The sequence below is a fragment of the Vibrio sp. CCB-PB317 genome, from assembly GCF_022808245.1.
Lineage (GTDB): Bacteria > Pseudomonadota > Gammaproteobacteria > Enterobacterales > Vibrionaceae > Vibrio > Vibrio diabolicus.
Window position 1 is genome coordinate 199,337 of sequence record NZ_JALGNU010000001.1, and the last position, 23,573, is coordinate 222,909.

Here is a 23,573-nt window from a genome sequence, read left to right on the forward strand (position 1 = left end):
AAGGCTTGCCAGTTGGCAAGCCTTTTTCGTTGATGTCTTTACTTATAGACCTTCAATCATGTGGTCGATTGCTGCGATGATTTCATCGTCAGAACAGTCCATACAGGTTCCTTTGGCAGGCATCGCATTGAAGCCTTCTAACGCGTGCTTCACTAACGTCTCTTTGCCTTGTGCAATACGCGGTGCCCAGTCATCGGCATTACCTGTTTTAGGTGCGCCGTTTACGCCAGATGCGTGACAAGCAATACAAAAAGTACCATAAACTGTGGCGCCATCACGTGGACCGGTTGGTTCTTCTTTCACTGGCTCAGAACCCGCTAGATAAACATCACCGACAGGTTGGATGCGTTCTGCGATCGCATCGTATTCAGTTTGGCTGATGTCAGAAGCTAAAGCTGCCGTAGAAAACGTTAAGGCAGCGAACAAAACGCTAATCATTTGTCGAGACATATCCATTAAACCCACTTCACATTCCCGAGGTAAGTGACTTACCTATTTATATAGTTAGAGTATTAATGCCGAGCAGAGAAATCACTAAATTCCACTGAATGGCATAGAATGATTAGACAACTTGGTTGCAGCTGTTAAATCAATGTAAATAATGGGTGATTATATCCCGATAACTTGTTGCAATAAACAACAAGTTATCCATGACAGGGCGTGAATCACATCAAAAATTCAGTTTAAAGGAAGATAACTGTCGAAAAAGAGACCAAACGATAAAAAAAGTAAAAAAAGTACTAGACGGCATAGTGTGATATCCGTATTATTCCACTCCGCCGATAGGGCATGCGCCCGTAGCTCAGTTGGATAGAGCGTTGGCCTCCGGAGCCAAAGGTCGAAGGTTCGAATCCTTTCGGGCGTACCATTGCCTCGGAGGATACATCGGTAAAAATCAGTGGTGGCTATAGCTCAGTTGGTAGAGCCCCGGATTGTGATTCCGGTTGTCGCGAGTTCAAGTCTCGTTAGCCACCCCATTCTTTCTTTTTTAGATTGAATGCGGTAGCATTGTTCCCAATCTTGATTAAATCAAGATAAAACATCGTCGGTGAATAGCGCAGTTTGGTAGCGCATCTGGTTTGGGACCAGAGGGTCGGGGGTTCGAATCCCTCTTCACCGACCACTATTTAGTTTATGGCTGAGATAGCGGTAAACATGACAATTTGATGGTGGCTATAGCTCAGTTGGTAGAGCCCCGGATTGTGATTCCGGTTGTCGCGAGTTCAAGTCTCGTTAGCCACCCCATTCTTTATTTAAAGAATATATGCTCGGTGAATAGCGCAGTTTGGTAGCGCATCTGGTTTGGGACCAGAGGGTCGGGGGTTCGAATCCCTCTTCACCGACCACTATTAGAAAGCCTGCTTTTTAGCAGGCTTTCGTCGTTTTAGAGTTTATGATCTCGCTTGGACTGTATTAGTCGGCAACGTATCAATGGATTTGAACCCAAGGGGTTCGCCTGAAGTTAGAATTCGGCTCTTCACCGACCGCTATTTAGAGCCCCAGTCGAAAGACTGGGGCTTTTTTGCATCTATCCTCTTAGAAAGAATCTGCATTCGATTTCAATTTCACCAAAAGTGTACAGCTCTAGGGGCTTTTGACCACCTATGATCCAAATGCTTTTCGAGCTGACAAAATAAACCCCAGAACGACGTCTGGGGTTTTGTGTTTTTCTAATCCACTACTTTTATTGGGCGAGTGTTTTAAGGATTTCTCTCAGCTCTACCGTTTCTTGGATTTCAAAATTTGGCGTTATATTTGTTGAGTTACTTGCGCCTGTCGCATTTACCCACACACTCAAAATGCCCATATTGTTAGCGCCTGCTATATCTGCTGGTAAAGAGTCGCCAATGTGTAGGGCTTCTTCTGGTTTTACTTCGACCAAGTCGAGCGCTTTTTGGAAAATGCTCGCAGCGGGCTTCTCTTCAGGCTCTTCTCCCCCCACAATAATATGGTCCACCCAGTCGCTCATCTGTGTCGCGCTGAGTTTAGGGTGTTGAGAAAAAATCGGGCCGTTAGTGATCACGACGAGTTTATAATGCTGACGAAGGTCGCTGAGCATTTCTTTTACACCAGGGAAGAAAGTGAACGCGCCCATACGTGCAGAGTCAAAGTAGTCTTGAGCTTGTTGAGCCTCTTCGGCATTAATGCTGACTCCGTGCTCCGCCAATATGTTTTGGATCAGGCCACAACGGAACGCGTTTTCATCAGGTAGCAGAGCCACAAGGTGAGGGAATTCCGCATTCAGCTTCTTGTACACACCCTGTAAGTAGCGCTGTAAAAAAGCTTGTGGTTCGGTAACTTGCGGGTAAGTCTTATGAATCCAAGTCGTAAACTTTTGTCCTGCAACTTTATCGGCTTGTGACGTCGCACATAAAGTCTCGTCCATATCAAAAAAAATCGCTTTAAGCACAGGGGCTCCTTTCATTTACAGCTTGGCTCTAACATTGATTATCTATTATCCCACTCTGAATTGTTCCGTAAAGGGTTAAAACCGACGTGTTTCACCTACAATGGGAGATTGATGGTAACCGCACTTTCTTTTGTTTAGTCAACAAACCGCTTAAGCGGCGCATAATCGTCGTCGACAGAGGATTTGTGTGGTTTTGCTGTTGTGTTCACGTTTTAGCCTATCCTTTCTCTTTCTAAGTTTGGCTTTTTATATTTGCCGACTATTTTATTAATAGTTTTTTATGTTGAAAAATTGCTTTTCGCATACGATATTGTTTGTTAAATGTTAATAATTGCACATGAATAGTATGGTTAATGGTCCTGGTTGGCTCGTGCTTATTTTTAGAGCATTTTTCTAGTTTTATTGGTGCATGGCGCACAAAAATAGTGTGATATGAAAATGGTTAAATACTTGTTAATGCATTTTTATTCGCTCATTGTGCGTTTATTTAATGTTTTCTCGGCGGAATATACTTTAATTGTTGCTTTTTTGTGTGATTTTTGCCAAATTGTTTCCGCATTAAGATTTCAGAGTATTATTCTGAATTTGAACGGATTCATTCAGGTGATGAATGGTGCCTTTGGCGCGATTCGATACCACAGACAAGGCAGTAGAGGTCTGAAATGTCACTATTAGAAGTGAAAAACCTTCGTATTGAATACCCATCCCGACACGGCGTTCACGCTGCCGTGAAGTCACTTTCTTTTCATATTGAACGTGGTGAAATCGTGGGTGTTGTTGGCGAATCAGGTGCGGGTAAATCCACCGTTGGTAACGCCGTTATTGATTTGCTTAGCCCTCCAGGTCGCGTTGCTAGCGGCGATGTTTTCTTGGATGGAGAAAAAATTTCTGGTTTATCACCAGAAGCGATGCGTAAGGTTCGCGGATCGAAGATTGGTTTTATTTTCCAAGATCCAATGACCTCACTTAACCCACTTTTTACGGTTGAGCAGCAACTGAAAGAGACGATCCACGCCAACATGAAAGTCTCTGATGAAGAGGCGTATCAGCGTGCGCTTTCTCTAATGCAGCAAGTTGGCATCCCGCAGCCAGAAAACCGCTTAAAACAATACCCACACCAATTCTCTGGTGGTATGCGTCAGCGTGTCGTCATTGCGATTGCTTTGGCTGGTGAGCCAGATCTGATCATCGCCGATGAGCCAACCACGGCACTGGACGTATCAATCCAAGACCAAATCCTCAACTTGATCCGAGAATTGTGTATCAAGAATAATGTCGGCTGTATGCTGGTTACTCACGATATGGGTGTGGTCTCCAACGTCACTGACCGCGTCGCGGTAATGTATCGTGGTGACTTGGTGGAGTTTGGACCAACAGCCAAAGTGTTGGGCGATCCTGATCACTCCTATACTCGCAGCCTAATTTCAGCCGTTCCACGTTCAGACAGGAAGCTCGATCGCTTCCCTTTGGTCAGCTACATCGAAGAAGCGGCAGAAATGGAGCCACTCGACATCAAGAATCACTGGCTAGGACAAAGCCAGGATGAGCGCGAGTACACAGGCCCGCTTTTGGACGTGAAGAACGTTAATCTGCGCTTTGTCACCAAAGACTCTTTATTTGAAAGCCGTCGCGAATACGTGCAGGCATCCAATAATGTGAGCTTTGAAGTGCATGAAGGCGAAACCTTTGGTTTGGTGGGTGAGTCTGGCTCTGGTAAATCAACCATTGCGCGAGTTATTGCTGGTTTATACCAACCTAACTCTGGTCAGGTGAAGTTTGAGGGTATTGACCTGACAGCTTTAACCTCTGAGAAAGAACGCCGCCCAATGCGTCGTCAAATGCAGATGGTGTTCCAAAACCCGTATACCTCAATGAACCCTCGTATGAAGGTATTCGATATTATTGCTGAGCCAATCCGCTTTCATAAACTGACGAAAAACGAGTCGGAAACTCGCCAAATCGTGAATGACCTTCTCGATCATGTTGGTTTGGGTCGCATGGCTGGGCTTAAGTACCCTCATGAATTCTCCGGTGGTCAGCGTCAGCGTATTTCTATTGCGCGTGCGTTGGCGACTCGTCCTCGACTTTTGATTTGTGATGAACCGACATCGGCACTGGACGTATCGGTACAGGCACAAATTTTAAACTTGCTGAAAGATCTGCAAAGTGAGCTGAACTTGACTATGTTGTTTATCAGCCACGATTTACCTGTTATTCGCCAGATGTGTGACCGAGTAGGTGTGATGCAAATGGGTACACTGTTAGAAGTGGCACCAACAGAACAGTTATTCACGGCACCTCAACACGAATACAGCAAAAAATTGATTTCTCTGATGCCTGAATTTACAGGCTTGCGAGAAGAGATCGAAACGGCATAAACCAAGCACCTCGCTTGGCTAACCTTTAGTCATAACAAAGACGCAAACACAACAACAAGGGATCCGTATCCCCGCATGAAGGAGTTATGCAAATGAAAACCATGAAAAGCAAATTAGCAGTGGCGCTAATGGCGGCGGGCCTAAGCTTTAATGCACTGGCAGCAGATATCAAAGTTGGCTACGCAGCTGACCCAGTATCGCTTGACCCACATGAGCAGCTATCAGGTGGCACACTGCAAATGTCACACATGGTATTTGATCCGTTGGTTCGCTTTACTCAAAAAATGGATTTCGAACCTCGTCTAGCAGAGAGCTGGGAGCGCATTAACGACACTACCGTTCGTTTTAAATTGAGTGAAGGTGTGAAATTTCACTCTGGTAATATCCTAACGGCTGACGACGTTGTATGGACGTTTGAGCGTCTACAAAGTTCTCCTGATTTTAAAAACATTTTCGACCCGTACGAGAAAATCGTCAAAGTGGACGACAACACGTTCGATCTTGTAACCAAAGGTCCTTACCCACTTGTGCTGCAAACTGCAACGTACATTTTCCCTATGGACAGCAAGTTCTACACGGGTAAAACCGCAGACGGCAAAGACAAGTCTGAGCTAGTGAAGCACGGTAACTCATTTGCATCGACTAACGTATCTGGCACGGGTCCATTCATTGTGACTTCACGTGAACAGGGCGTAAAAGTGGAATTTGAACGCTTTAAAGATTACTGGGACAAAGAGTCGAAAGGTAACGTTGATAAGCTAACGCTTGTACCAATCAAAGAAGACGCGACTCGTGTAGCTGCGCTACTTTCTGGCGGCGTTGACATGATTCACCCGGTAGCACCAAACGATCACAAACGTGTGAAAGACGCAGACGGCATCGATCTAGTAACGCTACCAGGTACTCGTATCATCACGTTCCAACTAAACCAAAACAGCAACGAAGCACTGAAAGACGTTCGCGTTCGCCAAGCGATTGTTCACGCAATCAACAACGAAGGTATCGTGAAGAAAATCATGAAAGGCTTCGCTACTGCAGCTGGTCAGCAGAGTCCAACTGGTTACGTTGGTCACGATGACAAGCTAGTACCTCGCTACGATCTGAAGAAAGCAAAACAACTGATGAAAGAAGCGGGTTACGAGAACGGCCTGACGCTAACTATGATTGCGCCAAACAACCGCTACGTAAACGATGCGAAAGTAGCGCAAGCGGCGGCGGCAATGTTGTCTAAGATTGGCATCAAGGTTGATCTGAAAACTATGCCAAAAGCGCAATACTGGCCTGAGTTTGATAAGTGTGCGGCAGACATGCTGATGATTGGTTGGCACTCGGATACAGAGGACTCGGCAAACTTCAACGAGTTCCTAACCATGACTCGTAACGAAGAAACCGGTCGTGGTCAGTACAACTGTGGTCACTACTCAAACCCAGAAATGGACAAAGTGGTTGAAGCTGCAAACGTAGAGACGGACCCTGCGAAACGTGCAGCAATGCTGAAAGGCGTTGAAGCGACGCTATACAACGATGCTGCCTTCGTACCGCTACACTGGCAAAGTGAAGCGTGGGGTGCGAAGTCTAACGTGAAAGCCGCAGACATCGTGAACCCAATGGTAATGCCTTACTTTGGCGACCTAGTTGTCGAGTAATCATACTTAGTCATGACAGAGAGGGGCGCCAGTCCTTCTCTGTTTTCGACACTTGGCTCGGTTTATTTCAGTCGGATTGAGCCAGTTTTACAGACTGAATTTTCTCTCTAAGTTTAGAGATCTATGGATAGTTAAGGGGCAAGGAATGTTTTCGTTTCTGGTCAAGCGCCTGTTTCAGGCACTGATAGTGATGTTTGTGATCAGTTTGGTGGCGTTTGCCATTCAGGACAACCTGGGTGATCCGCTGCGTGAGCTTGTAGGTCAGTCGGTTTCGGAATCGGAGCGCCAAGCGCTACGCGACGAATTGGGCCTGAACGATCCCTTTATCACAAAGTACACGCGCTTTGTGGGTAATGCACTGCAAGGTGATTTGGGTACATCATACTTTTTCAAGCGACCTGCGGTTGAGGTGATCCTCGATAAGCTGGTGGCAACATTAGAGCTCGTGTTTGGCGCGACGCTCATCATTATCGTTTTCTCTATACCACTCGGGGTGTATTCCGCGATTCACCCGAAGAGTGTCTTTACCAAATTTGTTATGGCGATGAGTAGTGTCGGCATCTCGATTCCGGTGTTCCTAACCGCAATCATGCTGATGTACGTCTTCTCCATCGAACTCGGCTGGCTGCCTTCCTACGGGCGAGGTGAAACCGCTAACGTGCTCGGTTGGGAATCTGGTTTCTTTACCATCGATGGTATTAAGCACCTTATCCTGCCGTGTATTGCGCTAGCGTCTATCATGCTGCCGTTGTTCATCCGTCTGGTACGTTCAGAAATGCTGGAAGTACTGAGCTCGGAATACATTAAGTTCGCCAAAGCAAAAGGTTTGAACTTACAAAAGATTTATTACCAACATGCACTTAAGAACACCATGCTGCCAGTACTGACGGTAGGTGGCGTACAGATTGGTACCATGGTGGCTTACACCATCCTAACCGAAACCGTATTCCAGTGGCCGGGTACAGGCTTTCTTTTCCTAGAGGCAATCAACCGTGTAGATACACCGTTGATCACAGCTTACGTTATCTTTGTTGGTCTGATTTTCGTGGTAACCAATACCATCGTTGATTTGCTGTACGGAATTATCAACCCAACTGTGAACTTAACTGGAAAAGGAGCTTAATCATGAGCCAATCAAATGTAACACCAGCTCCTGAAGCCGCTCCATCTGCATGGCAGCGTTTTAAAGAGTCGGACTTTTTGTATTACTTCAAGCGCGATAAAGTGGCGATGGCAAGTTTTACGGTCTTTATGATGTTCTTAGTGTTGGCATTAGCTGCGCCAATTCTAGCTCCGACTGACCCGTATGATCTGACGTCTATTGATATCATGGATTCAGAGCTACCCCCGTCTTGGATGGAAGAGGGCGATGAGCGTTTTGTTCTTGGTACTGATGAGCAAGGCCGTGATATTTTATCGACCATTCTTTACGGTTCTCGTCTGTCTTTGACGATCGGCTTTTTAGCCGTCGGTCTTCAGTTGATTTTGGGTATCATCATCGGTTTGTCGGCGGGTTACTTCGGTGGTCGTATCGATAGCTTCTTGATGCGCTTTGCGGATGTTCAACTATCGTTCTCAACCATGATGGTGGCGATCATCGTATCGGCCATTTTCAAAGCCAGCTTTGGCAGCGATTTTTACAGCCAATATGCGGTGGTGATGCTGGTGGTGATCATCGGTGTGGCTGAATGGCCGCAATACGCACGTACCATTCGTGCTTCAGTACTGGCTGAGAAGAAGAAAGAATACGTAGAAGCGGCACGCGTGATGGGCTTTAAAGCGCCACGCATCATGTTCCGTCACATCCTGCCGAACTGTTTATCACCAATCTTGGTTATCTCGACGGTACAGGTAGCGAATGCGATCATGTCGGAAGCGGCACTGTCATTCCTAGGTTTGGGTCTTCCTGTTGATCAGCCGTCACTAGGTGCGCTGATCAGCATCGGCTTTAACTACATCTTCTCAGGTGCGTGGTGGATTACTGCCTTCCCAGGCATCGTGTTGGTTACACTGGTTCTGGTTATCAACTTATTGGGTGACTGGTTACGAGATGTATTCAACCCGAAACTGTACAAAGGTTAAGAATTTTCCCGCCAAGCGTTGTAAATTCGCTTAATTCCTTCCTAAACTGAGAGCCGGATGCAAATTCCGGCTCTTTTTTTGCTAGTTATTCTTTGTTCACATTTTTTTGGCGCTTTGCCGCCATAATGACCTTACCCACTAATTTAGAGTGAAGTGTATGGAAATGAAGAAGGCACAACACCCATCTCGTATCTTCCAAGTAAGCCTAGCTTTCGGCTTGTTGCTGGTATGCGCCCAGTTTTCTAGCCCAGTATCGGCGGAGGAGTTCCTTTGTCAAGCTACTCAAGCCAGCGAGAAAGAACTGCCGATGCTTGAGAAAACGTGCCCAATTGGTAACGGAGTATGGGGAAAGAAAGTGCCGCAAGGAGGCAACTACCTCTACTGGATTCAATGCGGATTACTACCAAAGCCAATGTCACTCGCGAAAGCAAAGCCGCTTTACAGCAAGATTACGACTGACGTGTGGATGAAGCCGGAGTCCAAAGGTTATCGCTGTTTGATTGGGCCTTACAAAGATCTGTCTGATGCGAGGGGAGATTTGCGGGGAGTCAAAACCTTGTCGAATTACAAAGAGGCTTTCATCCGCGTGGTTGGAAAAGAGAATAAACAGTCTACGACACCATCTAAACCCGCTGTGCCGTCGAAATCAGCCGCATCTTCGGTTAAGCCAACACCGACGGTGACCCCGAAATCCGCGCCAGTTCCTGCCGTGCGAGCTGATACCGACGCCTTTACAGCGCCGGCAGAGAAGTCAAAGACCAAGGCAAAAAATACACGTGATAATTCTTCGCCCAAGCCTGTTGCTAAGACCAAAGCGAAGCCAGTTGGGAGCGGGAATGATGACATTGAAGTTCGGTTGAGAACCTCCTTACAAGGCAAAACGTACGTGGTGCCATATTTACTCGATCACCACAATCAGTTTTACATGGAATACGGCAAGCCGTGGAATCGTCTCAACTACGAAAACTCGCAAAAAGTATGTCAGCAACTGGGTATGAGCTTAGCCAGCCCTGCAGAATTCAAAGTGTTGAGGGCGTCTGGTGTGATGGAAAAAAATCAATGGCCACTGCAACTGCCGTATTGGGGCAAAGATAAGAAAGGTTTGTTCGCAGATCGTGAGCCAAACCAGCTCACCGGAACCTCATTATTGAACGTAGTGTGCGTGAAATAACGACTCAAATATTGCGGTCAAAAGATAGAAGAAAGCCCCGAGTTCGGGGCTTTTTTGCGGTCTCAAATATTATCGCTATTTGAGTGGCGTTTCTTTGTGACAGTTGGAGCAGATATACACTTCTTTGATGCCGACCAAGCGTTCCCAAAGCGTTCTGCGTCTTCTACGCAAATGCACGCTATCACAGCAAGGGTTAACGATGGTTGCTTTAGTCATCATCGCCAGGCTCCAAAATCGGGAGTGAACTCGCGATGCTTGTCATGGCTTCTTTGTTGTGAGAGTACAGACCATATTCCGGCGCGGATTCATGACCGTTTTGCTCTTTACTCCAACGAATACCGATGTAGAAGTCACCAAAATCACGGTTGATGTAACGATGACGAGTTTTGTAATCTGACTCTGAGCCTGTTTCTTTTAGAATCAGCAGCTCACGGCCTTCATCATTCTGGATTTCCCAATTACCTGGAGTTTGGAATCCTGTTGGCATGAACGACGTGTAGTTGTAAGTATCAGCGTTGTACTCGTACGTACCTGACGAGTATTTCAGGACTTTGTCGTCGCCCGAGCCTTTACTTTCTACCATCAAGTCATGCTCTACCGTGCCGTGTTTGATGTGTTCTGCAACCGAAAGTGATTCTGCGAATGGTGTATTGCTTGAATCCATCCAGAACAGCTCATCATCTGAGATTTTAACGATCATCTGAGTGCCGTTATGCTCGGTTGTGTGCTGGTACAGCATTTCATACTCTTCGCCGTAGCTGTTGTATAGCTTGCCGTCTTTCAGCTCGACGTCTTCACAGTCTTTACTGTGGTATTCCGCGTAACCAGTTTGTTGGTCCAGATCGGCAAGAATAGCGTAGGCATCGTGTTCCCATGTGTTTTCTAGGAAGTCGCTGATGCTCGCTTTGTACTCTTGATTCATCTCATCATGGTTTGAGCCCCAGCAGAATAGTAGGCCTTCAGAGTCTTGCATCAACATGGCATAGCCAATTTCACCGTCTTTTTGTGCAAAGCTACCCATTTTCCACTCTTGACCGTTGAAGTGCTCGTGAGTGAAGCCCAAAGTTGGTACTACTGGTGGTGGCGTTACGCCTTCGATAACCGTTGGCATGCTAAGCGCAATCTGTACCGCGGTATGGCCATCTGTTGCGCTAATCGCAAGTGCTGCACCAGCTTCGCTCGCTTTTGTCGGTGTGCCTTTAATGGTGACAATCGCATTACCATCCTCAGATACTGTTAGACCTTCAATGTCCACATAGTCCGCTGAGTAGTCGGTGATATGACCGTCTTTATCTTGGAACAAGCTAGAAATATCGAGCGTTTGTTCAAATACTTCACCTTGTTGTAGGTACCAACCATCAACGATGGACTGTAGATGCGCTTGTTCTGTTTCTACAACCATTGGTGGTAAGTTTGCCGATTCGATTTCGAACTTAAATACGGTGCTGACCGTACCCAAAACCTTACCTGAAGAATCAATGTCTTGCGCCGTTAGGACGATCTCAAAATCTCCAGCTTTTTCTACGATAGCAGTCGGATATAGCACAATCAGGTTGCCAGTTTGCGCAACTTCAATGCCTGTGCCTGCTAAGTTGTGCGTCAGTTTGGTTGTCACAAGGTTTTGGTCTTTGTCTGTGAAAAGACCTTCGATGTTTAGTTCAACGCCATCAAAGCCTGCGCCTTGTACGATTTTTGGTAATTTGCCAAGCTTATCTTTAGCAGCCTCTTCGACGGTTTCGTTTACGGTTAGCTTGTTATTGATTGCCGTTTCAGGTGCTAAGTTGTCGCTATTTGGGGTCGCGTCAGTGATGATTGGGCGTAGGCTTGCATCATTGATGTTTTCGCCGGATGCGATAAGACGATCGACTTCTTGGTTTGCCGCTTGAGCAAATTCAGTGGCCTTTTTCTCGTAGTTAGCTGGGTTTTGCGCTTTTGAGTCGGTCAGAATCTGAGCGGTTTTATGTAGTTCGGCGTTTTTTGTCGCACCTTCAACAAAATCACTGTACAGATCAATTGGTGCTTCTTCTGAGCCTCCTAGCGCTTGGTTTACCTTGGCTTTTGCGTCTTCTTCACTAATGGATGGATCTTTTGCCATTTCAATCGCAACAAGGTCTGTGATAGGTGAAATCACGTTTGACGATGTTGGTGCACGGAACACGACTTCGTGGGCCATGGCTTGGCCTGGATGATCCATATCAACCGTGTATTTGCCAGCGTACTCTTTAGCATCTAAAGCGATAAGTTGTTTCTGCTTTGCACCGTTTGGTGTAATGGTCTGCAGCGCTAGAGTGCTTTCTGGTTTGGCATCCAATTTAAGCTGACCTTTCTCATCGGTCAGACCAAGGAATGTTTCTTGAGTGTCCCATTGGCCGTTGTTGTTCGTATCTTCAAAAACAACTGCATGTTTGAAGTAGCCGTCAAAGCCTGTGATCACAACACCGTTGTTAGCACTGCTTGAACCACCATCTGAACCGCCACAGCCAGTAAGAGCGATAGCCACTGACGCTGCTAATAAACTCACCTTATTCATTATTCATTTGTCCTTGTTTCGTTTCCGAATGAGAAAGTCGCTTTTTTATTGTTTTTATCTTTCAATCTCACTAGTGAGATTGAAGAGAGTGGTGTCTTTTTAATGACTATTGAGCCTAGGTTCAAGACACGAAAAACCGCACAAAACCCGTAAAATTTATTTCTATTTTTTGTCTATGATGGAAAATTGATAATTTGATCACGGTTCCAGTTTTGTTTTGGGGATGATTGTTTTGTCAAAATAACCATCTGTAAAGAAATGTTTATTGGGTATCGCTAAGGACAGGGGCGTGATAAATCATGTTGATCTTAAATTCCTCAACGCGATCAGCAAATTGAGGATGAGGTTTAAGCACATAACTGTAGACTTCGCCTGGAATGAATATGTCGTAATCTGTGTATTCAAGATTGTAAAACATAAATGTTCGTTGCCAGTAATCATCTGGCCATTCAGCACAATGTATTGGAGTTATGCCGTCAAAATCCATTGAGCTAGAGATAATATCGGCAAACTCTCCTCGCCCCGCTACGATAGAGCTGTACCAGTAAAATAAATAATCATGACAAAATAGGTCATGTTGGTTTGATTTCATATTGAGATCAGAGTCCAGCTTGTGCACTGGTTCGTTACCCTGAACACTTCTATCAAATATGTAGTTGCTAGCAGTCCCGTTTATGTAACCCCCTCCTGAAATGGGAAAGAGGTAGTCAAACAACGTTCCTTGATATTCGTACTCACCAGTGTGGACATTGATGCGTTTTTCCATCGATTGCTTGTTTTTTTGCATGGTGTAGCTTTCGAATTGTTTGCCATCAAATACGGTGGTGAAATAGTTCTGAGTCTCTTTATGAACCTGAGATGCGTATACCTTTTTGGTGGTCCAAATTTGGCGTACGCCGTGGACATAAACAATCAACGAGTCATCACTGATTTTGTACTCACCCACCTTTTTTAAGTCTCCCTCTTCAGGACACTGGTGTTTGTTGCTTGAGGCGGCATAACGTACCTCGTCATCCTCAAACTGAAACGCTTCGCAATACACCACTTCATACGCGTACGCGGTACCGCCAAGATTTTGCGTCGTCTCCAAGCGATAGACAATGTCGCCAATTAACGGGTGTTCCGTGTCATTGTGACCTGGAGTGACAACAGGCAACTCAAAACGTGTTGTGACCCACGCATGGTCGCTGTCGCCGTGGTAATCATCACGCGCCGCTACCGCCAGGTATGTGGTGGTTTTAATGTTCTCTGGTGCACCTAGTACCATCATTTGTCCTTGGTTTAGCACCCTTAATCCATTGGCGTTTTCGAGCCAAATCCGAGTGGTGAGGAGATCACCATCCGGGTCTTCAAACAGTTGGTTAAGATTGAGCGAATAGCTAATCGGAGAGTTTTGGTTGAGCTCCCAAGCATAAATAATGGTTTGTAGCTGTTGTTCCACCGTGAGGTTGATGATGGGTTTATTGTTCTCTGATGGGTCCTCTTTTGAGCGGCTGTCTTCATAACCCACAGACGAGTCGTAAAAAGAGCCGTCTTCTGTAGTATGAAATGGGTTCGTAACTGGCCCTGGTTGTCCTAAAATGGCAGAGTTGAAGGCGTCATCACCGTCTTTTTTGTGGGCGTTCTCCAACGCAGAACCTGTCAACGCTTGCTTTACTTCAACTAAAGATGTGCGCTCATATTGACGATGTGTTCGCGTGGTTGATTGGCTCGTGCTGTCTGATGAGTCCGCCGCGGATGCCAAGCTGGATTCGTCTGACATGCAGTATACGCCGAGCAAACCGACGCAGATTGCGCCGATTATCCAAAACTTTTTGCTTATCATTACGCGTGCGCCATTCGTGATTGCAACCAACTGCGAGAGAATTTTAGGTCTTTCTCTATTAAGCTCGCGCTGCACTCGAGTAGTTCACTGATTTCTTGGTTTTTCATTCCCATTAAATACTTGAGTTTGAGTGCACTTGATTGGCGTGGGTAACGGCTACTAAAGTTATCCAGAGCTTTATCCATGATGATCAATTGTTCGAAGCGATCTTCTTCATCTCTCATCAACGTAATGTGTTGGCGCTTTTGCGCTTGGTGTGAGCGTGCGTTATCGATCAAGATTTGACGCATCACTTTGGCGGCCATCAAAAAGAAATCACGTTTTGTTTCAATTTCACTCATGTCGCAGTTGGACATCTTCAGGTAAGCATCATGAATTAATGCCGTGGTGCTGTTGACGCTATCGGCCAATACCTTGTTGTCGGTGCCGTACTTTTCCGCGTTTCGTTCACGCTCGTGTTGGGCGATCTTACGTAACTGCAAATACGCAAATTGGTAAAGCTCACTCTCGGCTTGTTTATCACCAGATTGCCATTGTTGAATGATTTGTGTCAGTGCTACTGCTGTTGCCATGGTTATACATCCTCGCTCACTTTGACAAATTCAGAAATGGTGTGGGTTTCAATGCGATCAGAGCCGTCTCGGTTGCGGAGAACATCTTGTTGATAGCGATATAAAATGCCTTGTTCCCAAGTTGCGCCAGCGGGCAGATATTCCCAAGTGGTGTAATTGATTTCGGCAGGGGTCGTTGACCAACGTACCATGACATTCATTTGCGCAAGCTCGGCTTTGGGTTCGTCATTGTTGACCCACCACATGTCCGCATACTCTTGGGTGACATCTTGTGTGTATAGGCTTGCGTCGGTTGGACAGGTGTCTGCATTGTGCGGCAGTCGCATGACTTGTTGGTGGCTCATCAATAGGCACGATTGTGTCATGGACTGCTGGTGGTATTGGGTCTGCTGCCATACCCCGAGGTAGTCGATGTCGTGTTCGTTCGTGTTGGGGTAGGTAAACCACAGCATTTCTGTACGATTGTGGTGGTGGATGTTTTTTTTACGCCCAAGGCCTTGTACTTTTTCCATCAGTAGCTCAGTGCTTGGATCAAAGTTGAGTGCAACGGAGCGGTATTTCCAGTCGCCTTCATCATCAAAGTCTTCGAGAGAGAAGCCATTCAAATCGTTGCGGGTGCACCCTGTGATTGAGCAACCGACGATATTAAACCAATCCGCAAATTTGCTTATCGGCTCGACAATGTCTTCCGTGATAGGGCGCTTCATCGAGAGGAAGCAACCTTGAAAATGATCGCCAATGCTTGGATGCTCAATCAATGAATCTTTGGTGATGGTGAATCGAGTTTCACCAAACGGAGGGCGATATTTAGGATGATGTTGATAACGTAAGTCGTAAGCACAAGCTCGGCCTTGCCAATCTTTCTTTTTGATCACGATGTTTTTGAACGTCATGCCGCTAGGTTCGAAGATGATCTCATCAGAGGCAAAGTTTTTCTCAATGTACTGCTGGCTTTCGTTTAAGTGCTCAATTGCCTCATCGACAGACACCCAGTCGAGATTGAGGTGGCGTTTGGCGTCATCCAGATAATTGAGGTCAAGGCCCTTGAGCTGGTTTTGAAAGCGAGCATCAGACAACACGCGGTTGGCTAAGACAATTTCCTTACGATTCTCAGGCGTACTGTCGAGAGAGAGCAGCAGGCGCGTCATATTGATGCTACGACTGGGTTTGGTTGTTGCCATCGTCGGTGTAAGCACTTCTTGGCTCGATAAGGTTGTCAGCAGATAACCTTTATCATCGTTGCCAAGGAAGAAACTAATCACATCACCAGGTTGGTAGTGAAATGCCCCTTGCTGAGTGACGCCAGTGATATTGGAACTGGTTTTGTAATACAAGCCAGTCACTGGCGCATCGATAAAGTAGCCTTGCTTCAAGGTTGAAGTGGGCGGGTGTGAAGTGGCAGCAGAAGTGTCTGCTGCTAACGTGGAGGTAGCCGTCAATGCAGACAGCCAAAATATCACTGAACGTGTATACATCTTGTTTTAAGCCTTATTGGTTGGTGCTGTCCTCAGACGCACAATTTGGCTGACAACTCATTGGAGTAGTTAGGTGCTTCTTTGGCACCGGTGTCATCATCGCCAACAACATTTTTTGTTTTATATGTTTGGGGATATCTGGATTAGAGAGTATCCGCCTTCGTGTTAACTCCATCATGGAGCTCACCGAGAGGTGTTCGACATTCTGCCCCTTCGCGTGGAAGATAAGGCGAGTCATTTCGTACATCATATCTTCTGCAATCTTCTTTTCTTGTTGCAGTTGGATATTCTTTTGCATCATGGCGCTGCCAAATAGCACACCTGATAGCACGATGATGCCTGACAATGCAGAAGCAAGAGGGCGCCGTTGCACCAAGCGAAAGGCGCTATACAAAGGCCAGTGTTTTTTCTGCTCGATAGGGCGACGTTCGATAATTCGCTCGATATCAATGCGTAGCGCTCGCACATCTGGGTATCGCACTTGGGTGGCTGGACGCGTCGCCCGTCTTATCACCCAATACACATCAGACCAAACCGCTGGTGACGGAAACATCAAAGCGAGGATTTTGCCCAATGAATAAACATCGCTTTGCTCTGTCAGTACTTGTCCAGCCTGCTGCTCAGGGCTGGCAAAATTTTGGCTAAACGCAATCAGTGCCGAGGGTGAGCCCTCTCGGGTGGAGTGCGCTTTTTGAGTCAAGTTGAAGTCGAGCAGTTTGGGTCGTTTGCTACGATCGATCAGTATATTTTCTGGTTTTAGATCGGCATGCAAAACATGATGCTGGTGGGCGTGCTCCATCGCCTGACAAATCTGCTTAAACAGCAGCAGTTTTTCCGTCTTTTCCAGCTTATTTTCTGACAGGTATTCATCTAAGGTTTGACCAAATACCCGCTCCATCACGATGTAAACTGAATCTTGATGAAGACCGCCATCAAACACTTTCGCTATGTACGGATGGTTTAGACGCGCGAGCAGTTGTGCCTCATCGAAGAGTGCACGTTGTCCCAGCACATTACTCAAATTGCTTTGAATAAACTTGATAGCTAGATCTTGTTCGAACGTTTCATCTGCACGTAGGGCGGCGTAAACGACACCCATGCCACCGCGACCCAACTCATGAGTTAGGCGATACTTACTGATGACTTCTCCGCTTAGATCGACGTCTCGGTTCGTAGCCTGGTGAGCACCAAAGTAAAGTAACTGCGTTAGTTGTTCTTCAGGTGTCTCGTGGGCTAAAAGAGGAACGAGTTGTTGATACAGCTCAGGTTGACTTTGTTGCAATGCTTGGAGGTATTGCTGCTTTTGGGAGTCGTCCAGATCAAGCAAGTGATAGTAAATCTGGGTTTCGCTAGAGCCTAACTGCACTGTGCCTAATGTCTTATTCTTTTAGGTACGGCATTTTATAAGAACTTTGATATAAATGTCATTTATTTATTCGGCTTTGACTCACAATGTATGAAACGCAATTTGGTGGCTAATAGAATAATAACGTCATGATTTTGCGAATTATTTTTACTGAGCTTGTCGACAGAGAGTCTATTCGTCATAATGTTACTTGTAACATTACTGATAAATCACATATTTATGGCTCAACAGAATAAGAAAACTCGCACGACATTGCAGGATGTCGCAGACCAAGTTGGCGTCACGAAGATGACGGTTTCACGTTATATGCGTAACCCTGAATCGGTGGCAGAAAAGACTCGGGCCAAGATTGCGACTGCGATTGAAGAGATGGGATACATCGAAAACCGCGCCCCCGCTATGTTGTCAAAGTCGTCCAGTAAAGCCATTGGTATTTTACTGCCCTCATTGTCCAACCAAATTTTTGCTTCCTTTGTTCAGGGCATCGAGATGGTGACCAAAGCCAATGGCTATGAGACGCTTTTAGCGCATTTTAGCTACGATGAGCTTGAAGAAGAACGCAAGATCGCGTCATTACTCTCTTATCAGGTCGATGGACTTATTCTCACTGAAAGCCATCACACGCCGCGTACATTGCAAATGATAAAAAATGCAGGGATCCCTGTAGTGGAAACCATGGAACTACCACCAAAGCCGATTGATATGGCGGTTGGGCTAGATCATGAAGATGCCTCGTACACGGCGGTTAAGCAGATGCTAGATTCAGGTAAGCGTACAATCGTTTATTTTGGGGCGCGTTTGGATACGCGAACCAAGCTGCGTATGCAAGGTTATGATCGCGCGATGACGGAAGCAGGGCTAGAGCCTAAGCACGTATTAACGGGTGATCACTCTAGCTTTTCTTTAGCGCATGATTTGCTTGAACGCGCGCTAGAAACTCACCCAACGCTTGATGGCGTATTCTGTACCAACGACGACATCGCGATAGGGACCATGCTGAGCGCGCAACAACGTGGCATTCAAGTTCCGCAGCAGCTGGCGGTTGTGGGCTATAACGCGCTGGATATTGGTCAAACCATCAGCCCGAAACTGACTAGCGTCGATACACCGCGTTTCAAAATCGGTGAAAAGAGCGCAGAACTTTTGATCGCGCGTCTGAAAGGTGAAGCGCAAGAAGAAAAAGTGGTTGATATGGGGTATCAAATTACCTCAGGAGAGAGTGTTTAACTCGCAGTTAACCGCTCTCTGTATTCGCTCATCAATGGTATTGGCAGGTTAGGGTATGGCACATCAGCTGGATGCATTGGATCTCAACTTAATGCGTTTATTAAAGGCAGTGGTGGAAAACCGCAGCATCAAGCTGGCCGCAATGCAGCTGGGCATTTCTCAACCGAGCGCCAGTCGCGGCGTGATGAAGCTCAAACAAGTGTTTGATGACCCGCTGTTTGTGCGTAAAGCGCATGGGGTTGAGCCGTCACCGATGGCGATACGTCTCGCCGCCGAGTTCGACAACATGATTGCACCACTGGAAAAAGTGGTGCAAGAGTTTGAAGTGTTCGACCCACTGCAATACCAAGGGCAGATCGCGATTGTGACCGACCCTTATTTGATGGATGAGCAAGGGCAGCGATTGCTAACTGGCTGTCATCGAGCCTTTCCCAAAGCGCACTTTGCCTTTTCCAGTTGGAACAGTTACTCGCACGATGAAATGCTAGAGGGCGAGCACGATTACTGCATTCTTGACCAAGAGACCGAGCTGTCGAAAGACATTTATATGCGTCCGTTGTTTGTTGAAAAACGGGTGATTTTGGCACGTAAAAACCACCCGACGTTATCGAAAGTCAGTAATGATTGGGACACGGTGTCCAAACTGCCTCTGGTGTCTCTGCCTGCGCCCGCTTCGTATAAACCACTTTGTACCGTGGAGTCTGAGTATCGCCGCATGGGCTATGAGCCTGTGGTGTTATTGAAATCCTATAATTTGCGCGTGGCTTGCCAAATGCTGCAAGAAACCGACGCGATTATGTATGCCAGTCAAAGCTCAGCAGTATTGATGCCGGAGCTGGACTCTTACGCGATGCCTTTGGTCAACCGTGAGTTTAGCCAGTTTGTCGTCTCTGGCGGTTTCTTACAAACCAATCGCAACCATCCTTTGCACCGACACTTACATAAAGTGGTACGCCAAACTCTGAAGACGCCATTAATTTTCGCACAGTGACGACTGATTATTGTCTCTCGTCAACGAGATTCTCTGCACAATTTAACCATGAAGAAAATGTGTGATTACATAGACAACTCGATCCTATAGATATTCAAAAATGAATATCTCAATTACCTGTCTCTTTTTCCTGCTCAGCGCTAACCTTATCTCAAATAGTCAGGAGAAGTGGCTCATTTTTATCTTTTTAACTTTTTGAATGTCGATACAGATGCGTGACATTCACCATTCTCCGTTATGCAGTTTTTTAATTTCTGATGGAGGATTCATCATGCTAGTTGCACGTCTATTTTTATTGCTCGCCATCGTTGCCGAAGTAGCAGGCACCAGCACCATGTCTTTTATCGGACAAGGTCATGGATGGTTGGGCTACATCGTGATGTACGTATTGATTGCGGTGTCGTACTACTTCCTCTCGATTGCTGCGAAAAAGATTTCTATCGGCGTGGCATACGCTGTTTGGGAAGGATTGGGTATCTCATTGATCACGGTTGTTTCGATCGTGTTGTTTGATTCTGACTTAAATACCCAAGAGCTGCTTGGTTTGATGTTAGCTGTCATCGGCATCGTTTGTGTGACTTTAGGTGAGTCACACGGTCAATCTAACACCAAGAAAAACGCCGATAAACTGGCAAAAGAACGTTCATTTTCTACAAGTGTAAGGTGTGAATCATGAGTCAATTTTTTACGATGTCATTTGGATTTGTCGTGATGGCTGCCTTGGTCGATATCGTGGCGAACATGGCGCTCACACGTTCTCACGGCTTTAAATACAAAGGCTGGGGCATTACCGCGATTGTGTTGGTACTGGCTGCGTTCACGCTGTTGGCGCAAGCGGTGAAAGAGATCGACTTAGCCATTGCTTACGCCTCTTGGGGCGCGATCGGTATCTTAGGTACCGCAGTGGGTGGTGCCTTACTGTTTAAGCAAAAACTCAAGCCAATCGGCTGGTTTGGTATCTTTGTGGTGATTGCTGCAGTCGTGGTGATGAAAACCGCTTAATGCAATCCTCTGAGCCCCAGATATCTTCATTCGGAACATCGAGGGACGAGCGTGATTCAGAACCTACCAACAAAAAGTGCTGTGACAGAGTTGTTTTCTCTAGCTTTACAGCACCTTGATAGTAGATTCCTGATCTTGCCTAGGCTCGTCGGAATGACGGATTCATTTTTTAGAAAGAACCGTGACCAACCCCCAAAGTTTGTCATTCTGAACAGCGAGGGACGAGCAAGGTTCAGAACCTACCAACAAAAAGTGCTGTGGCAGAGGTGTTTTCTCTGGCTTCACAGCACGTTGATAGTAGATTCCTGATCTCGCCTAGGCTCGTCGGAATGACGGATTCATTCGTTTATTTAAAAAGAAAAATGACCAATCCCAAAACTCGTCATTACTCGTCATTCTGAACAGCGAGGGACGAGCGTGATTCAGAATCTACTAACAAAAAAGTGCTGTGGCAGAGGGGTTTCTCTGGCTTCACAGCACGTTGATATTAAATTCCTGATCTTGCTTGGGCTCGTCGGAACGACGAGGTCTTTCTTCTCGCCTTAAACAATAAAGCTTGCGCCTTCTTCTGCACTAGAGACGTTTTGGCGGATCACGCTAAACAAGCCTCGTCCCCATGTTTGTTGGGTAGATTCGGTGTCGAAATGAATCAACTCGCGACCAGTGGTATCGCTTAAGTTGTTCAGTTCGCCCGTTTGGCAATCCAGACGAATCAAATCGCCGTTGCGCACCAAACCAATCGCGCCACCACGAATGGCTTCTGGAGAAACATGAATCGCAGACGGAATTTTACCTGAAGCGCCAGATAAACGACCGTCAGTAACCAGCGCCACTTTAAAGCCCGCTTTTTGCACGTTACCTAAAATTGGCATCAGTTTGTGCAGTTCAGGCATGCCGTTTGCCGCTGGGCCGTTGTGTGTGACCACAACGATACAATCTTTGTTCAGCTCACCACGTTTGTACGCAGCTTCCACTTCATGTTGGCATTGGAATACGATCGCAGGTGCAACAATCACGCGTTGCTCTTCTTTCACCGCAGACACTTTCACCACGGCTTTACCCAAGTTGCCAGTCAGTACGCGAGTGCCGCCGGTGTTTTGGAAAGTGGCGTCTGGTTTGGCGATCACGTCACCGTCTTGGCTGCCTTGGCACGGCGTCCAAGTCAGTTGGCCATCGACAAGGCTCGGCAGCGTCATTTGGTCTTCAAATTCACCAAACACGGGTTTCACATCGCGATGCAAAAGCTCGGATTCGTTCAAGCGGTGCAATAATGCAGGCACGCCACCCGCGTCTTGGAACGCGTTCATATCGGCTGGGCCGTTCGGGTAAACGCGAGCTAACAAAGGAACCACATCCGACAGATCGCTGATGTCTTGCCATGTGAGCAAGATGCCAGCAGCACGCGCCACGGCGATCATATGAATGGTGTGATTGGTGCTGCCGCCAGATGCAAGTAGAGCGATGATGCCGTTGACCAAGCTCTTTTCTGTGACCACCTCGGCCAGCGGACGGAAGTGTGCAGAACCCGCCGTCATTGAGGCGATTTTCAGAGCAGCGTGATCGGTTAACGCTTTACGCAGTTGGGTATGGGGATGAATGAATGCCGAACCTGGCAGCATCAAGCCCATGGCTTCGAACACCAACTGGTTGGTGTTGGCGGTGCCGTAAAACGTGCACGTACCCGCAGAGTGGTAAGCGCGACACTCCATATCCAGCAGAGCGTCTTTGCCGACTTCACCCGCTGCGTATTTTTGGCGCACGTCGACTTTCTCTTCGTTGCTGATGCCTGTTGCCATCAGACCCGCTGGTACAAACGCAGTCGGTAGGTGCGCGTAAGACAGTGCGCCCATCAGTTGCCCCGGGGCGATTTTGTCACAGATGCCAAGCAGTAATGTGGCATCAAAGACATTGTGGCTCAAAGACAACGCCGTTGATTGCGCAATTAAGTCACGCGAAAACAGCGACATATCCATGCCGGCTTGACCTTGAGTCACTCCATCGCACATCGCTGGCACACAACCTGCGACTTGCGCTGTATGGCCGTAGTCCGCCAGCACTTGTTTGATTTGCGCTGGGTAGTCTTGGTACGGCTGGTGGGCGCTCAACATGTCGTTGTAGGCGCTGATCAGCGCGACATTGGCATGAGTAAAATCGAGAATATTTTTCTTTTCAGAAGAGCAAGAAGCGGCGACTGCATGGGCTAAGTTACCACAAGATAAACCAACACGGCCTTTGCCAGCTTCGGCTTGCACTTCGGTGCGAGCAAGAAACGCAGCGCGCGCTTCACGGCTGCGCTCGGTCAAACGTTGTGTGACCTCAAGAACAACAGAGTGAGTCATTATGCCACCTCGATCGCTTGCATTTTGATTAGCTCAGCGGCAGAGCGTTCCACCACGTCGCTGATGTCTCCGTCGATACTGACGATCAGAGTTTGAGGCTCGTTGTCTGGGCGCTCTAGCGTCTCGAATTGGCTTTTCACCATGTTTTCTTTCATGAAGTGGCCTTTGCGCATACGCATGCGGTTAAGGATCAACTCCATATCGCCATCAAGGAACAGGAAGGTCACGTTGTCGTTACCTTCGCGGATCTGATCGCGGTAAATCTTTTTCAGTGCTGAACAAACAATGATGCCGTGTTCGTTTTTGCTTTCTAGGCTGTACGCCGCATCACGAATGCGTTCTAGCCATGGCTTGCGATCATCATCGTTCAGAGGCTGGCCCGATGCCATTTTCTGAATGTTCGCTCGTGGATGAAGATCATCACCATCAATGAATTTACGCCCTAGCTTTTTCGCTAGATGCTCACCAATTGTGCTTTTACCACTAGCACAAACGCCCATAACGATGACACTACTACCAGCCATAACTTATCCTCATAACCAAATTTGCGCGTGATCTC

19 protein-coding genes and 5 tRNA genes are annotated in these 23,573 nt (G+C 46.8%); 14 read left to right on the forward strand and 10 right to left on the reverse strand.

From position 1 onward, the window contains the following. Nucleotides 1-42 precede the first annotated feature (42 nt). Nucleotides 43-456, reverse strand: coding sequence for a c-type cytochrome (locus MTR11_RS00975; protein ID WP_012841248.1), 414 nt, complete (start codon nucleotides 454-456; stop codon nucleotides 43-45). A 335-nt stretch (nucleotides 457-791) separates the two neighbouring features. Here MTR11_RS00975 and MTR11_RS00980 point away from each other — a divergent pair. From MTR11_RS00980 to MTR11_RS01000, 5 genes are all read left to right on the forward strand, one after another. After that, nucleotides 792-868: transfer RNA gene (locus tag MTR11_RS00980), tRNA-Arg, on the forward strand. A gap of 33 nt (nucleotides 869-901) precedes the next feature. After that, nucleotides 902-977: transfer RNA gene (locus MTR11_RS00985), tRNA-His, on the forward strand. 69 nt (nucleotides 978-1,046) lie between these two features. Then, a tRNA-Pro gene (locus MTR11_RS00990) sits at nucleotides 1,047-1,123 on the forward strand. Between the two features lie 46 nt (nucleotides 1,124-1,169). Further along, nucleotides 1,170-1,245 (forward strand) — tRNA-His (locus MTR11_RS00995). 24 nt (nucleotides 1,246-1,269) lie between these two features. Further along, a tRNA-Pro gene (locus MTR11_RS01000) sits at nucleotides 1,270-1,346 on the forward strand. 338 nt (nucleotides 1,347-1,684) lie between these two features. Here the strand turns inward: MTR11_RS01000 and MTR11_RS01005 are convergent. Then, a complete protein-coding gene (locus MTR11_RS01005; RefSeq protein WP_109168650.1) occupies nucleotides 1,685-2,410 on the reverse strand; it encodes an HAD family hydrolase in 726 nt (241 codons plus the stop codon). 662 nt (nucleotides 2,411-3,072) lie between these two features. Here MTR11_RS01005 and MTR11_RS01010 point away from each other — a divergent pair. The 5 genes from MTR11_RS01010 (at nucleotide 3,073) to MTR11_RS01030 (ending at nucleotide 9,687) form a co-directional block, all read left to right on the forward strand. Beyond that, entirely contained in the window at nucleotides 3,073-4,788 is a 1,716-nt protein-coding gene (locus MTR11_RS01010) for a dipeptide ABC transporter ATP-binding protein (protein ID WP_005379108.1), read from the forward strand. A 92-nt stretch (nucleotides 4,789-4,880) separates the two neighbouring features. Further along, the gene (locus MTR11_RS01015; RefSeq protein WP_243326891.1) at nucleotides 4,881-6,434 is read left to right on the forward strand and encodes an ABC transporter substrate-binding protein; all 1,554 of its coding nucleotides are present in this window, start codon (nucleotides 4,881-4,883) and stop codon (nucleotides 6,432-6,434) included. 145 nt (nucleotides 6,435-6,579) lie between these two features. Then, a complete protein-coding gene (locus tag MTR11_RS01020; RefSeq protein WP_031780394.1) occupies nucleotides 6,580-7,557 on the forward strand; it encodes an ABC transporter permease in 978 nt (325 codons plus the stop codon). A 2-nt stretch (nucleotides 7,558-7,559) separates the two neighbouring features. Then, nucleotides 7,560-8,516 (forward strand): ABC transporter permease, encoded by a 957-nt coding sequence (locus tag MTR11_RS01025; RefSeq protein ID WP_005394358.1) that lies wholly within the window; start codon nucleotides 7,560-7,562, stop codon nucleotides 8,514-8,516. 157 nt (nucleotides 8,517-8,673) lie between these two features. After that, on the forward strand, nucleotides 8,674-9,687 hold the full coding sequence (locus tag MTR11_RS01030) for an SPOR domain-containing protein (protein ID WP_243326892.1): 1,014 nt from the start codon (nucleotides 8,674-8,676) through the stop codon (nucleotides 9,685-9,687). Nucleotides 9,688-9,762: 75 nt separating this feature from the next. Here MTR11_RS01030 and MTR11_RS01035 read toward each other — a convergent pair whose 3' ends face one another. From MTR11_RS01035 to MTR11_RS01060, 6 genes are all read right to left on the reverse strand, one after another. Further along, nucleotides 9,763-9,906: a hypothetical protein gene (locus tag MTR11_RS01035; RefSeq protein ID WP_012841245.1), complete on the reverse strand. Its 144-nt coding sequence runs from the start codon at nucleotides 9,904-9,906 to the stop codon at nucleotides 9,763-9,765. Continuing rightward, nucleotides 9,896-12,217, reverse strand: coding sequence for an acid phosphatase (locus MTR11_RS01040; protein WP_243326893.1), 2,322 nt, complete (start codon nucleotides 12,215-12,217; stop codon nucleotides 9,896-9,898). The genes MTR11_RS01035 and MTR11_RS01040 overlap by 11 nt, the downstream gene beginning before the upstream one ends. A 262-nt stretch (nucleotides 12,218-12,479) precedes the next feature. After that, nucleotides 12,480-14,039, reverse strand: a complete 1,560-nt coding sequence (locus MTR11_RS01045) for a hypothetical protein (protein WP_243327349.1) — start codon at nucleotides 14,037-14,039, stop codon at nucleotides 12,480-12,482. A gap of 2 nt (nucleotides 14,040-14,041) precedes the next feature. Next, nucleotides 14,042-14,614 carry a sigma-70 family RNA polymerase sigma factor gene (locus MTR11_RS01050; protein ID WP_005394366.1) on the reverse strand — a complete coding sequence of 191 codons (573 nt, stop codon included), beginning with the start codon at nucleotides 14,612-14,614 and terminating at the stop codon, nucleotides 14,042-14,044. A gap of 2 nt (nucleotides 14,615-14,616) precedes the next feature. Next, nucleotides 14,617-16,089 carry a chromosome partitioning protein ParA gene (locus tag MTR11_RS01055; RefSeq protein WP_243326895.1) on the reverse strand — a complete coding sequence of 491 codons (1,473 nt, stop codon included), beginning with the start codon at nucleotides 16,087-16,089 and terminating at the stop codon, nucleotides 14,617-14,619. Between the two features lie 13 nt (nucleotides 16,090-16,102). Further along, nucleotides 16,103-17,455, reverse strand: a complete 1,353-nt coding sequence (locus tag MTR11_RS01060; RefSeq protein ID WP_053808533.1) for a serine/threonine-protein kinase — start codon at nucleotides 17,453-17,455, stop codon at nucleotides 16,103-16,105. A 219-nt stretch (nucleotides 17,456-17,674) separates the two neighbouring features. On the opposite strand from MTR11_RS01060, the gene MTR11_RS01065 reads away from it, so the two are divergent. From MTR11_RS01065 to MTR11_RS01080, 4 genes are all read left to right on the forward strand, one after another. Beyond that, nucleotides 17,675-18,682, forward strand: a complete 1,008-nt coding sequence (locus MTR11_RS01065; protein WP_005394370.1) for a LacI family DNA-binding transcriptional regulator — start codon at nucleotides 17,675-17,677, stop codon at nucleotides 18,680-18,682. 55 nt (nucleotides 18,683-18,737) lie between these two features. Continuing rightward, complete coding sequence (locus tag MTR11_RS01070) at nucleotides 18,738-19,673, forward strand: LysR family transcriptional regulator (RefSeq protein ID WP_048624586.1); 936 nt, start codon at nucleotides 18,738-18,740, stop codon at nucleotides 19,671-19,673. Nucleotides 19,674-19,944: 271 nt separating this feature from the next. Further along, on the forward strand, nucleotides 19,945-20,349 hold the full coding sequence (locus MTR11_RS01075) for an SMR family transporter (protein WP_012841241.1): 405 nt from the start codon (nucleotides 19,945-19,947) through the stop codon (nucleotides 20,347-20,349). Beyond that, nucleotides 20,346-20,675: an SMR family transporter gene (locus MTR11_RS01080; RefSeq protein ID WP_053807555.1), complete on the forward strand. Its 330-nt coding sequence runs from the start codon at nucleotides 20,346-20,348 to the stop codon at nucleotides 20,673-20,675. The genes MTR11_RS01075 and MTR11_RS01080 overlap by 4 nt, the downstream gene beginning before the upstream one ends. Nucleotides 20,676-21,217: 542 nt before the next feature. Here MTR11_RS01080 and edd read toward each other — a convergent pair. Further along, the gene (edd, locus tag MTR11_RS01085; RefSeq protein ID WP_023583851.1) at nucleotides 21,218-23,014 is read right to left on the reverse strand and encodes a phosphogluconate dehydratase; all 1,797 of its coding nucleotides are present in this window, start codon (nucleotides 23,012-23,014) and stop codon (nucleotides 21,218-21,220) included. After that, nucleotides 23,014-23,538 carry a gluconokinase gene (locus MTR11_RS01090; protein WP_005467756.1) on the reverse strand — a complete coding sequence of 175 codons (525 nt, stop codon included), beginning with the start codon at nucleotides 23,536-23,538 and terminating at the stop codon, nucleotides 23,014-23,016. The genes edd and MTR11_RS01090 overlap by 1 nt, the downstream gene beginning before the upstream one ends. Nucleotides 23,539-23,573 lie beyond the last annotated feature (35 nt).

What these genes read in the sequence shown, in the direction of transcription:
- MTR11_RS01015 (WP_243326891.1), top strand. Translation starts at nt 4,881, where the DNA reads ATGAAAACCATGAAAAGCAAATTAGCAGTGGCGCTAATGGCGGCGGGC.
- MTR11_RS00975 (WP_012841248.1), bottom strand. Translation starts at nt 456, where the DNA reads ATGGATATGTCTCGACAAATGATTAGCGTTTTGTTCGCTGCCTTAACG.
- MTR11_RS01020 (WP_031780394.1), top strand. Translation starts at nt 6,580, where the DNA reads ATGTTTTCGTTTCTGGTCAAGCGCCTGTTTCAGGCACTGATAGTGATG.
- MTR11_RS01065 (WP_005394370.1), top strand. Translation starts at nt 17,675, where the DNA reads ATGGCTCAACAGAATAAGAAAACTCGCACGACATTGCAGGATGTCGCA.
- edd (WP_023583851.1), bottom strand. Translation starts at nt 23,014, where the DNA reads ATGACTCACTCTGTTGTTCTTGAGGTCACACAACGTTTGACCGAGCGC.
- MTR11_RS01010 (WP_005379108.1), top strand. Translation starts at nt 3,073, where the DNA reads ATGTCACTATTAGAAGTGAAAAACCTTCGTATTGAATACCCATCCCGA.
- MTR11_RS01055 (WP_243326895.1), bottom strand. Translation starts at nt 16,089, where the DNA reads ATGTATACACGTTCAGTGATATTTTGGCTGTCTGCATTGACGGCTACC.
- MTR11_RS01025 (WP_005394358.1), top strand. Translation starts at nt 7,560, where the DNA reads ATGAGCCAATCAAATGTAACACCAGCTCCTGAAGCCGCTCCATCTGCA.
- MTR11_RS01050 (WP_005394366.1), bottom strand. Translation starts at nt 14,614, where the DNA reads ATGGCAACAGCAGTAGCACTGACACAAATCATTCAACAATGGCAATCT.
- MTR11_RS01035 (WP_012841245.1), bottom strand. Translation starts at nt 9,906, where the DNA reads ATGATGACTAAAGCAACCATCGTTAACCCTTGCTGTGATAGCGTGCAT.
- MTR11_RS01070 (WP_048624586.1), top strand. Translation starts at nt 18,738, where the DNA reads ATGGCACATCAGCTGGATGCATTGGATCTCAACTTAATGCGTTTATTA.
- MTR11_RS01080 (WP_053807555.1), top strand. Translation starts at nt 20,346, where the DNA reads ATGAGTCAATTTTTTACGATGTCATTTGGATTTGTCGTGATGGCTGCC.
- MTR11_RS01040 (WP_243326893.1), bottom strand. Translation starts at nt 12,217, where the DNA reads ATGAATAAGGTGAGTTTATTAGCAGCGTCAGTGGCTATCGCTCTTACT.
- MTR11_RS01030 (WP_243326892.1), top strand. Translation starts at nt 8,674, where the DNA reads ATGGAAATGAAGAAGGCACAACACCCATCTCGTATCTTCCAAGTAAGC.
- MTR11_RS01090 (WP_005467756.1), bottom strand. Translation starts at nt 23,538, where the DNA reads ATGGCTGGTAGTAGTGTCATCGTTATGGGCGTTTGTGCTAGTGGTAAA.
- MTR11_RS01075 (WP_012841241.1), top strand. Translation starts at nt 19,945, where the DNA reads ATGCTAGTTGCACGTCTATTTTTATTGCTCGCCATCGTTGCCGAAGTA.